This window comes from Streptomyces inhibens (assembly GCF_003389455.1).
GTDB classification, from domain to species: domain Bacteria; phylum Actinomycetota; class Actinomycetes; order Streptomycetales; family Streptomycetaceae; genus Streptomyces; species Streptomyces inhibens.
On the sequence record NZ_QUAC01000434.1, the window covers coordinates 1 to 14,413 of the forward strand.

Annotated in this window: 12 protein-coding genes; 4 read left to right on the forward strand and 8 right to left on the reverse strand. The window is 72.6% G+C overall.

The genetic code is table 11. The features are described from left to right. Positions 1–693 (forward strand): MFS transporter (locus DY245_RS37650; protein ID WP_147318426.1); only part of this gene is annotated, 693 nt, incomplete at its 5' end. Here the strand turns inward: DY245_RS37650 and DY245_RS37655 are convergent. Continuing rightward, positions 651–1,520, reverse strand: a complete 870-nt coding sequence (locus DY245_RS37655; protein WP_128511598.1) for a hypothetical protein — start codon at positions 1,518–1,520, stop codon at positions 651–653. The two genes, DY245_RS37650 and DY245_RS37655, sit on opposite strands and share 43 nt — an antisense overlap. 199 nt (positions 1,521–1,719) lie before the next feature. On the opposite strand from DY245_RS37655, the gene DY245_RS37660 reads away from it, so the two are divergent. Next, the gene (locus tag DY245_RS37660; protein WP_128511599.1) at positions 1,720–4,110 is read left to right on the forward strand and encodes a GH92 family glycosyl hydrolase; all 2,391 of its coding nucleotides are present in this window, start codon (positions 1,720–1,722) and stop codon (positions 4,108–4,110) included. Between the two features lie 101 nt (positions 4,111–4,211). Here DY245_RS37660 and DY245_RS37665 read toward each other — a convergent pair whose 3' ends face one another. The 7 genes from DY245_RS37665 to DY245_RS37695 all read right to left on the reverse strand — a co-directional run bounded on the left by DY245_RS37665 (position 4,212) and on the right by DY245_RS37695 (position 12,018). Beyond that, positions 4,212–4,424, reverse strand: a complete 213-nt coding sequence (locus DY245_RS37665; protein WP_128511600.1) for an EF-hand domain-containing protein — start codon at positions 4,422–4,424, stop codon at positions 4,212–4,214. An 82-nt stretch (positions 4,425–4,506) separates the two neighbouring features. Then, complete coding sequence (uvrA, locus tag DY245_RS37670) at positions 4,507–6,969, reverse strand: excinuclease ABC subunit UvrA (protein WP_128511601.1); 2,463 nt, start codon at positions 6,967–6,969, stop codon at positions 4,507–4,509. Positions 6,970–7,029: 60 nt separating this feature from the next. Continuing rightward, positions 7,030–8,337 carry an NAD(P)/FAD-dependent oxidoreductase gene (locus DY245_RS37675; protein ID WP_128511602.1) on the reverse strand — a complete coding sequence of 436 codons (1,308 nt, stop codon included), beginning with the start codon at positions 8,335–8,337 and terminating at the stop codon, positions 7,030–7,032. Further along, the gene (locus DY245_RS37680) at positions 8,334–8,528 is read right to left on the reverse strand and encodes a ferredoxin (RefSeq protein WP_128511603.1); all 195 of its coding nucleotides are present in this window, start codon (positions 8,526–8,528) and stop codon (positions 8,334–8,336) included. The genes DY245_RS37675 and DY245_RS37680 overlap by 4 nt, the downstream gene beginning before the upstream one ends. A gap of 177 nt (positions 8,529–8,705) precedes the next feature. Beyond that, entirely contained in the window at positions 8,706–9,917 is a 1,212-nt protein-coding gene (locus DY245_RS37685) for a cytochrome P450 (RefSeq protein WP_128511604.1), read from the reverse strand. Positions 9,918–10,122: 205 nt separating this feature from the next. Beyond that, positions 10,123–10,740, reverse strand: a complete 618-nt coding sequence (locus tag DY245_RS37690) for a TetR/AcrR family transcriptional regulator (protein ID WP_128511605.1) — start codon at positions 10,738–10,740, stop codon at positions 10,123–10,125. Between the two features lie 111 nt (positions 10,741–10,851). Further along, a complete protein-coding gene (locus DY245_RS37695) occupies positions 10,852–12,018 on the reverse strand; it encodes a CapA family protein (RefSeq protein ID WP_128511606.1) in 1,167 nt (388 codons plus the stop codon). A 109-nt stretch (positions 12,019–12,127) separates the two neighbouring features. On the opposite strand from DY245_RS37695, the gene DY245_RS37700 reads away from it, so the two are divergent. Next, positions 12,128–13,075: an aminoglycoside phosphotransferase family protein gene (locus DY245_RS37700; protein WP_128511607.1), complete on the forward strand. Its 948-nt coding sequence runs from the start codon at positions 12,128–12,130 to the stop codon at positions 13,073–13,075. A 59-nt stretch (positions 13,076–13,134) separates the two neighbouring features. Then, positions 13,135–13,938, forward strand: coding sequence for an alpha/beta fold hydrolase (locus tag DY245_RS37705; protein WP_244943514.1), 804 nt, complete (start codon positions 13,135–13,137; stop codon positions 13,936–13,938). Positions 13,939–14,413: the final 475 nt, after the last annotated feature.

Sequence of the window (14,413 nt, forward strand, 5' to 3'; positions counted from 1 at the left end):
GCCGCGCTCCACTGCGCCGCCGCGGCCGTCGCCCGGTACGGCCTCGGCCGCCGGCCCTCGCGCGCGACCGGGCGGCCGTCGGTGGCCGACACCTGGCGCACCAACGTGCGCCTGTGGTCCGCCGGACCGCGCCGTACCGTCTTCCTCGCCCTCTGGGTGCCCAACGGGCTGATCGTCGGCTGTGAGTCCCTCTACGTCCCCTATGCGCCCCGGCACGCCGGACTGCTCTTCGCCTGCGGCGCGTTCGGCATGCTGGCCGGGGACATGGTGACCGGCAGATGGATCCCTGAGCGGTGGCGGCAGCGGCTCTGCGTCCCGCTGTGTCTGCTGCTGGCCGTGCCGTATCTGCTCTTCGCCCTGCGCCCGGCGCTGCCGCTCGCGGTGGCCGCCGTGGTGCTCGCCACGGCCGGCTACGCGTCGAGCCTGCCCCTACAGGAGCGGCTGCTCTCACTGACCCCGGACGAGCTGGGCGGGCACGCCCTCGGGCTGCACTCCTCCGGCATGCTGACCATGCAGGGCGTGGGCGCCGCGCTCGCGGGTGGCGTCGCCCAGTGGACCTCGCCCGCGACCGCGATGGCGGTGCTGGCGGCGGCCTCGGTCGCGGTCACGCTGGCTCTGGCGCCCGGTCTGCGACTGCGGATGACGGACCCTCACCTACGCAGCGACAGCCACCTCAGCCGCTCGCCGAGCTGATGCCGCCACAACCACCACGGCAGCCAGCGGCGAGCCACATACCCCCACAGATCCTGGTCGGCCTCGTTGCCGCGCGGGCAGCGGCGCAGCAGGTCCAGACAGCGGCGGTCGACGGTGCAATGCAGCCGGGCGGTATGGGCGAGCGCGACGATGCCCTGGTGGCGGAGCCCCGGGTCCGACGTCTCCAGCGCGCGGTCCAGGGCTCGCGCGACCCTCGGCAGGATCGCCGCGGCGTCCGGGTGGGTGAGCGCGAGTCCGATCACGGCGACGCCGACCAGCTCTTCGCCCCGGTCGAACGCGGCGTCCACCTCTTCGGGCCGGTCGGTCCCCAGCAGCGCGGAGCTCTCCTGCCAGTTCATGCCCCGGCCGGAGGCGGCCCGGTCGAGCAGGAACTCCCGGTGTCCGTCGGCCAGTTGGCGCCGGGAGGCCTCGACGGCGGCGGCGCCGTCAGCACCGCCGCCGGCAGCACCGTCGCCGGCACCGCCGCCCTCGCTGCTTGCGCGCGAGGCATCCCGGCTCAGCGCCAGGTGGTCCCAGACCCGCCGCGCGTCCTCCGGGTCGTCGCCCAGGATCTCCCGGCATACGGCGGCGAGTTCCGTCGCGTCGTCCGGCCCGCGCGCGTGGACGCGGGCGAACGCCTCGCCGGGCGCCCCGAGATCGCAGCGGCGCAGGAAGGCGAGCCGGACGGCGTCCTCGGCGGTCAGCCGGTCGTGCAGGTAGCCCCAGGCGAGTTCGGGTGCCTCCAGGGCCACCGCGTACCGGACGAAGTCGGCGGCGATGCGGTGGGGCGGGGCTGGCGGGGCTGTGGTCTCGTCGGGCTGCGGCACGGTGGAAGGCTATCGAGTGCTCGGCCGCGCTTCGGAGTTGCCCTCGCGCCGCCCCTTGACGCGCACCTGCCCGGCACCAAGAATGAGCGCGCTCTGACAACGTTGTCGGCCCGCGAGGTCATCCGTGTCTCCCTCCACTCTCCCTCCGCATGCCCTCGTCGGCCGCCCGTTCGGCAACAACCCCCGGAGGTCTGGATCCATGCCATGGCTCAGTCGCACCCGGCTGCGTACCGCGGGCGCGGTGCTGGCGGCCGCGCTCATCGGGAGCGCGCTCGCGGTCCCCACCGCGCAGGCCGAGCCGCCAGGCGGCCCGCTCACCGACCTGGTCAACCCGTTCATCGGCAGCCAGAACGACGGCAACACCTACCCCGGTGCCGCCGTACCGTTCGGCATGGTGCAGCTCTCTCCTGACACCGGCCACCCCACCGGATACAGCTACGACGACGACCACCTCCGCGGTTTCAGCTCGGTGCACATATCCGGCGTCGGCTGCGGGCTCGGTGGTGATCTGCCGGTGCTGCCCACGACGGGCGAGATCACCGAGACCGACTATGCGAAGTACGCCGCCGCCTTCCGCCATGACGACGAGTCGGCCCGCCCCGGCTACTACCGCGTCGGGCTGACGTCCTACGGCGGGATCACCGCCGAGCTGACCGCCACTGCCCACACCGGCAAACAGCGCTACACCTTCCCGGCCACCGACCAGGCCAACGTCCTGCTCAACGCCGGCCAGTCGCTGCACAAGACGGTCTCCACACGGGTCGAGGTGCTGGATTCCCGCACCATCCGCACGGCCATCACGGGCCGCGGCTTCTGCCAGGACACCAAGCCCTACACGGTGTACACCCTCACCCGCTTCGACCGGCCGTTCTCCTCGTACGGGACCTGGGACGGTGACAAGGTGACCGCCGGATCCAAGGACTCCACCGCCACCGGCCGGCACGGCGCCTACGCCCGCTTCGACACCCGTAAGGACCGTACGGTCGAGGCGACCACAGCCCTCAGCTATGTCGATGCGGCGGGCGCGGCCCGCAATCTGCGCGCCGAGGGCGGGCGTTCCTTCGACAGCACGAAGGCCGCGGCCAACGCGGCATGGGAGCGGCGGCTGGCCCAGGTCAAGACGCAGGGCGGCGACACGACGCTGCGCCGCACCTTCTACTCCTCCCTCTACCGGTCCTTCCTCGCGCCGAACATCGGCAGCGACGTGGACGGCCGGTACACCGGCTGGGACCAGCGCACCCACCGGACCTCCGAGTACGGCGGGCACAGCTACTACCAGAACTGGTCCCTGTGGGACACCTATCGCACCCAGGCGCAGCTGCTGGCGCTGCTCGCGCCGCGTGAGTCACGCGATATGGCGCTGTCGGTGCTGCGGATCGACAAGGAGAGCGGCTGGCTGCCCAAATGGGGCTACGGAACGGTCGAAACGAACATCATGACCGGCGATCCGGTCACCCCGTTCCTCACCAACGCCTATCAGCAGGGGCTGTTGGCGGGCCATGAGGAGGAGGCGTACGCGGCGCTGAAGAAGAATGCCGACGGGGTGCCGCCGGCCGATTCGCCGGCCGTCGGGCGGGAGGCCAATGCGCAGTATCTGAAGGACGGCTTCGCCCCCTTCATCAAGGACCGCCCGCACGCCAAGCCGGGCGACTCCGACTTCGAGCACGGCGCCTCGGCGACCCTCGAATACGCCCTGTCGGATGCGATGCTGGCCCAGATGGCGCGCGATCTGGGGCACGGCAAGGACGCCGACCGGTATGCGGCCCGGGCCCAGAACTACCGCAAGATCTTTGACAGTTCGACCGGATTCTTCCGGGCGCGGGACGAGCGGGGCGCCTTCACCGGGCCGGCCGACCCGGCCAAGAGCCAGGGCTTTCACGAGGGCACGTCCTGGCAGTACCAGTGGCTGGTTCCGCAGGATCTGCCGGGGATGCTGAAGCTGATCGGCGGCAAGGACAAGGCCGATGAGCGTCTTGATTCCTTCTTCGCCTACCAGCAGCTGCTGGCGGATCCGCGCAGGACGGCGCGTGAGGTGTGGGTCAACGGCCCGTACGACTACTACAACGCGGACAAGTACAACCCGCAGAACGAGCCCGATCTGATCGCGCCGTACACCTATCTGTCCACCGGCCGGCCCTGGAAGACCACGGATGTGGTGCATGCGGCGCTGACGCTGTTCACCGACACCCCCACGGGAATGACCGGGAACGACGACCTCGGGACGATGTCGGCGTGGATGGTGCTGTCCTCGATCGGGGTGTTCCCCGTGCAGCCGGGCACCGACAGCTGGGGGCTGAGCACACCGGTCTTCGACCGGGTGGAGCTGACGCTGGACCGGCGCTACTACCCGGCCGGGCACTTCACCATCACGGCGCCCGGTACGTCGTCCGCGCACCGCTATGTGCAGTCGGTCCGTCTGGACGGCGCCGACCGGGACCGGACCTATCTGACCACCGACGAGCTGCGTTCGGGACGTGAACTGTCCTTCACCGTGGGCGCGAAGCCGTCCGGCTGGGGCACCGGCGATCATGCCGCGCCGCCGCCGGTGGGCACCGCGGCCGCGCAGCAGCAGCCGGCTCGCCGGCGCTGAGACCACCGTCGCAGCAGAAAAGCGACCAAGGCCCGGGCGGGGCGTCCCAGGACGACCCGTTCCGGGCTTTGCCGCGGCTGCGCACGGAGGGAGCGCGGACGTCAGTCCTGCAGGGCCTGCCAGAACTCGTCGAAGGACATCCGGCCGTCGCTGTCGGTGTCCTTGGCCTTGATGACCGCCTCGGCGACCGGGCCGGTGACGTACGGGTCGCCCATCTCGGCCATCGCCCGCTTGAACTCGTCCGGCGTGACCTGGCCGTCGCCGTCCGCGTCGAACCGGTCGAACGCCGCCCTGGCCTTCTCGATGTCTGCCATGAGAGGTGCCCCCTTCGTGGTGCTGCGCAGTGCTGCGCGGTGGTGTTGCCTGGTGATCTGACCTGCGTACATTAGCCGACCCTCACGACGCGTCCGGCCGCGCCCTCCGCCGTGCCAGGTAGGGCGCCGTACGGCTCCCCGGCGCCGCCGCGACCTCGGCCGGCGTGCCCGCGGCCACGATCCGGCCGCCGTCCGCGCCACCGCCCGGTCCGAGGTCGATGACATGGTCGGCGCCCGCGACCACCCCCATGTCGTGCTCGACGACCACGACGGTGTGGCCGGCGTCGACCAGCCCGTGCAGCTGCCGCAGCAGTACCTCGGTGTCGGCGGGGTGCAGTCCGGTGGTGGGCTCGTCGAGGAGGTAGAGGGTGTGCCCGCGGCGGGTCCGCTGGAGTTCGGTGGCGAGCTTGATGCGCTGGGCCTCGCCGCCGGACAGCTCGGTCGCGGGCTGGCCGAGCCGCAGATAGCCCAGGCCCACCTCCTGGAGGGTGCGCAGGCTGCGGGCGGCCGCGGGGATATCGGCGAGGAAGTCGCCGGCGGCGTCGACGGTCATCGCCAGTACGTCGGCGATGGTCCTCTCCCGGTAGGTGATCTGGAGGGTCTCGGGGTTGTAGCGGGCGCCGTGGCAGGCGGTGCAGGGCGCGTAGGTGCCGGGCAGGAAGAGCAGTTCGACGGCGACGAAGCCCTCGCCCTGGCAGGTCTCGCAGCGGCCGGCGGCGACGTTGAAGGAGAACCGTCCGGCGGTGTAGCCGCGGGCGCGGGCCTCGTCGGTGGCGGCGAAGACCTTGCGTACCGCGTCGAACAGCCCGGTGTAGGTGGCGAGGTTGGATCGCGGGGTGCGGCCGATCGGCTTCTGGTCGACGCGCACCAGCCGGTCGATCGCCTCCAGGCCCTCGGCGCCGGTGAGCTGGGCGCGGGCCATCGGGCCGGTGTCGGCGCCGTCCGTGTCGGTGGCCTCGCGCTGGTCGTCGCCGGTGCCGAGGTGGTCGCGGACGGCTTCCGCGAGGACGCGGGTGACCAGCGTCGATTTGCCCGATCCAGACACGCCGGAGACGGCGGTGAAGACGCCGAGCGGGAAGGCGGCGTCCAGACCGCGCAGATTGTGCAGGGTGACTCCGCGCAGCGTCAGCGTGCCCGAGGGAGTGCGGGGCGTGCGCTCGACGGGCGGTTCGGTGGCGAAGAGGAACCGGCGGGTGGCGGAGTCGGCGGCGTCGGCGAGCGCGGCGACCGGTCCGCTGTGCAGCACCTGCCCGCCGTGCTCCCCGGCCAGCGGGCCGACGTCCACGAGCCAGTCGGCGCGCCGCACCAGGTCCATGTCGTGCTCCACGACGAACAGCGAGTTGCCCGCTTCCTTCAGCCGGCCCAGCACGGCGAGCAGGGACTCCGTATCGGCCGGGTGGAGTCCGGCGGACGGCTCGTCGAGGACGTAGACGACGCCGAAGAGGCCGGACCGCAGCTGGGTGGCGAGCCGCAGCCGCTGTAGTTCGCCCGCGGACAGGGTGGGCGAGGGCCGGTCCATGCTGAGGTAGCCCAGGCCGAGTTCGGTGAGCACCTCGATACGGGCCACCAGGTCGCGGGCGAGCGCCGGGGCCGCCTCCTCGTCCGTGCGCTCCGCGGTGGGGCGCAGCAGCTCGGCGAGGGCGCCGAGCGGCAGGCCGGCGAGCGCGGCGATGTCGTGGCCCTCGAACGTCACGGCGAGCGCCTCGGGGCGCAGCCGCCGCCCGTGGCAGACCGGGCAGGGCTCGGCGACCATGAACCCTTGGACGCGCTTGCGCAGAGCCTCGCTCTTGGAGTCGGCGAAGGTGTGCAGTACGTAGCGTTTGGCGCTCATGTACTGGCCCTTGTACGGGCGTTGGATACGGCCGGCCTCGCGGACCGGGTGCACGGTGACGACGGGCTGTTCGTCGGTGAACAGGATCCAGTCGCGGTCGGCCGGCGGCAGCTCGCGCCACGGCCGGTCGATGTCATGGCCGAGGGCGGCGAGGATGTCGCGGAGGTTCTTGCCCTGCCAGGCGCCGGGCCAGGCGGCGATGGCGCCCTCGCGGACGGACAGCGCCGGGTCGGGGACGAGGGACTCCTCGGTGACGCGGTGGACGGTGCCCAGGCCGTGGCACTCCGGGCAGGCGCCGGCGGCGGTGTTGGGTGAGAAGGCGTCGGAGTCGAGTCGTTCCGTCGCGTCCTGCGGATAGTCGCCGGCGCGGGAGAACAGCATCCGCAGGGTGTTGGAGAGGGTGGTGACGGTGCCGACCGAGGAGCGGGAGGTGGGCGCGGAGCGCCGCTGTTCCAGGGCGACGGCGGGCGGCAGGCCGGTGATGTCCTCGACCTTGGGCGCGCCGACCTGGTGGATCAGGCGCCGGGCGTAGGGCGCCACCGACTCGAAGTAGCGGCGCTGCGCCTCGGCGTAGATGGTGCCGAAGGCGAGGGAGGACTTGCCCGATCCGGACACCCCGGTGAACGCGACCAGCGCGTCCCTCGGGATGTCCACATCGATGGTGCGGAGGTTGTGCTCACGGGCGCCGCGCACCCGTACGAACGAGTCGGCCATCCCTCCATGATCGGGCACAGTCCTCCATGATCGGGCACAGCCCTCCGTGGTCGGGCACCGTCAGCCTGCCGCCGTGGCGGCCCGGACCCGCTCGCGCGCCTCTTCCCAGGGGAGCGGGGTGGCGATGACCGCGCGCAGCGCACGGACCTGGCGGGGCGGGAGCCCGGCCGCCAGGACGCCGACGGCGCTGCCGCCCCGGCCGTAGAGCGCGAGGGCGCGGCGCGCCGTCCGGTCCAGGACGGTGGTCTCGACCCGGTCGGCGCCCGCGGTCAGCCCGTACGCCTGGATCTTGATGTCGTACTGGTCGGACCAGAAGTACGGCACGGGGGCGAAGGCGCGGCGCTCCTGGCCGGGGGTGCTGTCCGCGGGCTCGGCGGGTGCGAAGGCGGCGGCCTCGGCGGCCAGTTCGGCCAGGAGGTTGCGGGCGGCGGCCATCCCCTGCTCGGTGGCGTTCATCCGGTGCTCGAAGCGCAGCGGCCGGCCGTGCACCGGATGGTCCCAGCGGGCCACATCGCCCGCGGCGTAGATGCCGGGGGCGGCTGCGCAGTACGCGTCGCAGCGCAGCCCGTCGGTGGTGTCCAGCGCCGGGTCGGCCAGCCATTCGACGGCGGGCCGGGAGCCGATCGCCAGCAGGACGAGGTCGGCCGGCAGCCGGGTGCCGTCGGCCAGCCGTACGTCGGTGATCTGCGCGTCGTCCGTTCCGGCCGGGTCCGCCCCGTCCGCCGTCGTCCCGAATCCGTCCACGGCCCCGGTGAGGAGCTGAACGCCCCGGGCGCGGTGTTCCTCGGCCAGCAGCTCGCCGACCTCGGTGCCGACCGCCTCGGCCATCGGTATCGCCCCGATCCCGACGAGGGTGACCTCGTGCCCCAACTCCCGTGCCACCGCGGCGGCTTCGCAGCCGAGGACGCCGTTTCCGACGATCACCAGCCGTCGGCCGGTGCCGGCGAGCCGGCCGCGCAGGGCCAGCGCGTCGTCGAGGGTGCGCAGGGTGTGCACACCGGCGATCCGGTCGGCGCCGGGCAGCGTACGGGCCGCGACGCCGGTCGCGACGATGACGCCGGCGCAGTCGAGCAGCTCTCCCCCGTCGAGGGTGAGGGTGCGGGTGGCCACGTCGAGGCCGGTGGCCCGGGTGCCGAGCCGCAGGTCGAGGTCGAGCGGGTCGAGCTGTTCCTCGGTACGCAGCAGCAGCCGCTCCGGCTCCCAGGCGCCGTGCAGCAGCTGCTTGGACAGCGGCGGCCGGTCGTAGGGCAGATGGGGCTCGTCGCCGATGAGTGTGAGCGGGCCGCGCCAGCCGAAGCGGCGCAGCGCCTCGGCCGCGGCGAGCCCGGCCGCCGAGGCGCCGACGACGGCGATCGGCCGGGCGGTCATGCGTGCACCTCGATCACGGCGGCCGGGCAGATGGCTGCCGCCTCGCGGACCGCGTCGTGCTGCTCGGCGGGCGGTTCGGCGTCGAGCAGCACCACCACGCCGTCCTCGTCGCGCTGGTCGAAGACCTCGGGGGCGATCAGCACGCACTGGCCGGCGGCACAGCACTTGTCGGCATCAAGGGTGATCTTCATGGCAGAAGGCTCCGTGGGGGATTTCCGTCGGGATTGCGGTGTTGGGCTCGTGGTGTTGAGCTTGTGGTGTTGGCCTTGTGTGGTGTTGAGCTTGTGTGGTGTTGAGCTTGTGTGGTGTTGGGCTTGCGGACAGCGGGATCGGGCCGGGTCCACGATCGCGTGGCGGCGGGCCCGGTGTCACCAGGTGACGGGCAGCGCGTGGCAGCCGTAGATCGACATATCGGTGCGGAAGGGGATCTTCTCCAGGGGCACCGCGGGCCGCAGGGTGGGGAAGCGGCGCAGCAAGGTGCCGATGACCACCTGGAGTTCGACCCGGGCGAGCGCCTGGCCGAGGCACTGGTGGATGCCGTAACCGAAGGCGACGTGGTGCTGGGCGTTGGGGCGGCAGACGTCGAGCCGGTCGGCGTCGGCGAAGACGCTCTCGTCGCGGTTGGCGGACGCTACGGCCACCACGACGCCCTCGCCGGCCCGGACGAGGTGCCCGTCGATCTCGATGTCGGCGGTGGCGACCCGGCGCGGTCCGTTGCGGATGATGCTGTGGAAGCGCAGCAGTTCCTCGACGGCACCGCGGATCAGGGCGGGCTCCTGGCGCAGCCGTTCGGCGCTCTCCTCGTCGCGCATCAGGGTCAGCGCGCTCAGGCCGATCATGTTGGCGGTGGTCTCGTGCCCGGCGATCAGGAGCAGCGCGGCGAAGGCGGCGACCTCGTCGTGGGTGATCTCGCCGGTTCGCTGCTGTTCGACGATCAGCCGGCCGAGGATGTCATCGCCGGGGTCCGCCTCCTTGGCGGTGACCAACCGGTCGAGGTAGTCCCGCAGTTCGAGCCGTGCGGTCTCCCGCTCGTCGTCGGGGACGGTGCGGGAGAGCAGTGTGCCGGTGAGCCGCTGGAAGATGGCGTGGTCGTCGTACGGGACGCCCAGCAGCAGGCTGATGACCAGTGACGGGACGGGCAGCGCCAACTCCTCGACGAGGTCCACGTCCTGGCCGGCGCGGCGCTCCATGGCGTCGCACAGCTCGTCGGTGATCCGCTGGATCTCGGGGCGCAGCGCCTCGACCCGCTTGACCATGAACTCCCGGGTGACCATCCGGCGCAGCCGGGTGTGCTCGGGCGGGTCCCTGCGGATGAAGCCGCGGTTGTCGGTGTTGGCGCCGCCGGTCATTCCGCTGAGCGGGTAGCCGTGGACGGTGGTGTCGGAGCTGAAGCGGGTGTCGCCGAGGATCGCCCGGATATCGGCGTAGCGGGTGGCCAGCCAGGCCCAACTGCCGTCCGGCAGTGAGATCTTGGAGATCGGCTGCTCGGTGCGCAGGGCGCCCAGTGCGGCGGGAGGGTCGAAGGGGCAGCCGCTCGGGGGTTCCACGGGCAGCGGCGCGGGGGCGGTGGAAAGTGTCATCTCGCTCATCTCGGTTCGTGCGCGCACGCCGGCAGGGGCGTGCGCCGGAGAGTCGAACGTTCACCTAACACCCGTAAACTTACATGTGTAATGCACAGGTAAGCGTGTCGGGGGTGGTGTGGGTGACGATTCCTCAGGTGAGCGGCCCGGAGCCCCGGGGCGAAGATCGGCGCGGCAGGCGGCGGCCCGGCGCCCGAAGCGCGGCTCAGCGCTCCAGCAGCAGCCGCAGCATCTCGTCCACGAAGCGGTCCAGCCGGGTCGCGTCCTTGGGGCTCGGCATGACCTGCCAGAGCATGACCCGCCCGTGCACCGACGACCACAGCACATACGGCGCCTCGGACCGCGAGCCGCGCACCTGCCATCCGGCGTCCTCACAGGCCGTCAGCGCCTGCTGCCAGCTGCGTACCAGCAGCCCGGCCGGGTGTCCGGCGAGCCGTTCGGGGCCGACCGGGGTCTGCCGGGTCTCGTAGAGCAGCCGGTAGGTGGCGGGGTGGGCGACGGCGTAACGGCAGTAGGCGCGCAGCTGGGCGCGCAGCCGCGCCACCGGGTCGTCGTCGGCCTTCGCGGCGGCCTCGGCCATCGCCGCGGCGAGCCGCTCATAGCTGACTTCCAGGGTCGCCCAGACCAGCTCGGTCTTGTCGGAGAAGTGGCGGTAGATGCTCGGTGCGGCGACGCCGGCCGCACGGGCCACCGCCCGCAGCGACAGCGCGTCCTCGCTGCCGACCTCCTCCAGGAGGCGCTCGGTGGCCCGCAGGAGCTCCTCCCGCAGACGCTCGCCCTGTCCGCGCGGATTGCGGGGCCGGACGGCCGCACTTTCGTTCACTGCCCTCCGGTTCCTTCCCTCGCCTGGCCGATGTGGTGCCTCACCAGGGTTTCACACCGGGGCGGCGGGGGCGTACGCGAGGAGGGCGCGGCGCCTGTGGGGGCCGCGGGATCAGCTCCCCATCGTCAGCCCGTCGGCCGCGGCGCCCCGGCTCAGCACCGCCTTGCCGATCTTCTTACGGATCTGGCGGTGGCCGTCGGCCGTGGCGAGATTGCGCATCCGCACCCGTGGCTCCTGCTCGGCCAGCTGTGGGATGTACTCGGCCTTGGTGACCCGCCAGCGCTCACCGGGCCGGTCGGGCGGCTCGAACCGGAAGCGGGCGAGGGTGCCCCAGTTGCCGCGCGGCTGCTTCATGACGCCGGAGATCTGGTCGCCGAGGCCGTAAACGACCCAGGTGCCGTTGACCTTCTCGTACGGCTGCGGGGTGTGTGCGTGGGTGCCGACGATCAGGTCGATGTCGGGCCGGCCGTCGGTCTCGGCGGCGGTGAGCGCCCGAGCGAGTCGGAGCTGCCGCTCATCGGGCGCGGTGCGGTACTCCGTGCCCCAGTACGGGCTGACGACCACGACATCGGCGCCGGCCCGGCGGGCCGCCCGCGCATCCTCGATGATCTTCTTCTCGTCGAGCAGATTCACCGTCCACGGTGCGATCCCCGAGCGGCGGCCGCCTTCGGTGCCATAGGTGTACGAGAGCTGGGCCACCCGTGCGCCGCCGGGGGTCCGCAGCAGCGCCGGGCGGGCGCCCTCGGTGGCGTCGCGGGCCGAGCCGGTATGCCGCAGCCCGACCGTGTCCAGGGCCTCCAGGGTGCGGCGCACGCCCGGGACGCCATGGTCGAGGGCGTGGTTGGAGGCGGTGGCGCAGGAGTCGTAGCCGGTCGCCTTGAGTGCGGTGGCGATCTGCGGCGGCGCCTGGAGAACGGGGTAGCCGGTGAAGGGTCCGGTCAGCGGTCCGAGCGGCCCCTCCAGATGACACAACGCCAGATCGGCGGAGGAGATGACCGGCTGCACGCCCTTGAGCATCGGCCGGTAGTCGTAGCCGTCGTGGGGTGCGTCGTCCTGCGCCGTGTCGAGCACCTCAGGGTGGGACGGGAGGATGTCCCCGGAGGCGACCAGGGTGAAGGACAGCCGGTCGGACCCGGCGACGGGGGCGCCCGCGTGGGCGCGCGAGGTGGATTCCGGCGTCGACCGCGGGACCGGTCGCGGGACGGAGTGCGGGCCACCGCACCCCATGGCCAGCGCGGCGAGCAGGACGGCTGCCGCATACCGTGTGTACGCGCTCATGCCCGACAGATATCAGCCGGTTATGTGGAGAATTGCCCGCATACGTCGGTGTCTGCCGCTCTCCCCCATACGGCCCCACGGCAGCCGCGGCCCCCCTTACGCCGCCCGGATGGCGCACACTCCGTACGACACCGACCGCTTCCCCGCCGGCCTCCCGGTGGTGGCGCAGATGGGGCGGACCGCGTCCGGGCGAGCCTGGCTCGACCGGCTGCCGGGGATCGTGCGGGAGGTGGAAGAGCGCTGGGAGCTACGGCTCGGCGCCCCGTTCCACGGTGGAAGCTGCTCCTGGGTGGCGCCGGCCGAGCGGCCCGACGGAGAGCCGGCCGTGCTCAAGGTGGCCTGGCCGCACCGCGAGGCGGAGGGCGAGGGCCCCGCGCTGCACGCCTGGGGCGGCAACGGCGCCGTACGGCTGCTGCGCCGGGACCACGAGCGGGGCGCGCTGCTGCTCGAACGGTGCACCCCCGGCACCCAGCTCGGGCGGACCGCACTGCCGCCGACCGAGCAACTCGCCCTCGCCGCAGGTCTGTTGCGCGAGCTGTGGGCGGCGCCCACCCCGCCCGACGGCGAGTTGGAGCGGGTGGCGGCGGTGTGCGCCGAATGGGCCGACATCCTCCAGGAGCTGATGCTGCGGCTGCGGCCCGGCTACGACTCGGGGCTGGTGGCGCTCGGCGCCGATCTGCTGCGCGAGCTGCCGTCGACGGCGGCCCGCGAGGTCGTGGTGCACGGCGATTTCAACCCGGGCAACGTACTCGCGGCCGAGCGCCGGCCGTGGCTGGCCATCGACGCCAAGCCGATGGTCGGCGACCCGGCGTACGACCCGTGGCCACTGCTGATGCAGATCGACGACCCCTTCACCCACCCGGACCCCCGGCCGGTGCTCCGTGCACGCTACGCGCTGGTCGCCGAGGCACTCGGCGAGGATCCGGCGCGGCTGCTCGCCTGGTCGGTGGCGCGCGGCGTGGAGAGCGCGCTGTGGAGCGCCGATCACGACGATGTGGAGGGCGGGGCCGAGGAGTTGACGGAGATTCAGGTGCTGGCGGAGCTGGCCGGATTGTGACCTTCGAGGGGGTGATCGGGGGCTGCCAGGCGGGCGGGCCGGTTCTAGGCTGAGGGCGCATGAACGATGAACCATTTCGGGGCCGTGAGCCGCTTCATGTGACGGTGTGGGACGAGGCGACGCCCGGTGCGCCGCGGGCGGTGCTGGTGCACGGCACGATGAGCTGGGGCACCCACTGTTTCGCGGGGCAGCGGCCGCTGGCCGAGATGTTCCGCCTCGAACTCGTCGACAGGCGCGGCTTCGGCGACAGCCCGGACATCGAGCGCAGCGACTACACGATCGACGCCGAGGACGTATGCCAACTCCTCGGCCACGGCGCGCACTTGGTCGGCCACTCCTACGGCGCCGCCGCCGTGATGCTGGCCGCTTCGGCCCGTCCGGAGGCGGTGCAGTCGCTCACCCTCATCGAGCCGTCCCCGCTGCGCACCGCGGCCGGGCACCCCGTCGTGGCGGCGGCGCTGGAGCGGATCCGGGCCTCGTTCGGCGGCGTCGAGGAGGGGCTGAGCCCGGAGGACCATCTGCGGCGGTCCACCGAGCCGTACGGCCTGCCGATGCCGGAGACGACCCCGCGCCTGCTGCGTGCGGTGCGGTCGGCGATGCGCGAACGGCCCGTATGGGATGCGCAGTTGCCGCTCGGGCCGCTGGCCAAGGCCACCATGCCCAAGACCGTCATCAACGGGACATGGGAGACCGCGCACCCCGACTACCGGGAATTCACCGGGAATGCGCTGGTGGCCTGCGGGGAGTATCTCGCCGAGGTGATCGGCGCCCGTCATGTCCGGGTGGCAGGCGCCGACCACGCCCCGCACCAGGACCGCCCGGACGCGGTGAACGCGGTCCTCACCCGGATGTGGCAGAGCTGACGCGGGCCGCGCCCAGCGGACGGTAGGCCAGGCCGAGCGAGCGGTAGAGGGGGACGGCGGCCGGTTCGTATCGTCCACGAGCAGGGCCGCGATGCCGCCCGTACTCGGCGAGCCGGTCGCGGGCCGAGAGGCCGGGCGAGGCCACCGCCGGCGACGTACCGTCCGGCGCGGCGGAGGTCCGGACGCCCCGCCCTGACATCCGAGGTATCCGCACGCCAGCGCACGGGCGATCCCGTAATTTCCCCGACTACCACTGCATTTGGCGCGCCGTCATCCGATGTATCTGGTGCCGGGGGTCTTCCGCAAGCTGAAGCCTGGCTGCACTATGCGGGAGGAGTTCAGGGACAAGAACCGGAGGCGCCTACATGACCGATCTCTCGCGAAGAGCCTTCACCAGTACGGCAGTTGCCGGCACCGCGGGCGCCTGGTTCGCCGGGCCCGGCGCCGCCTGGGCCACCGGCGGCGCCGGCCGCCC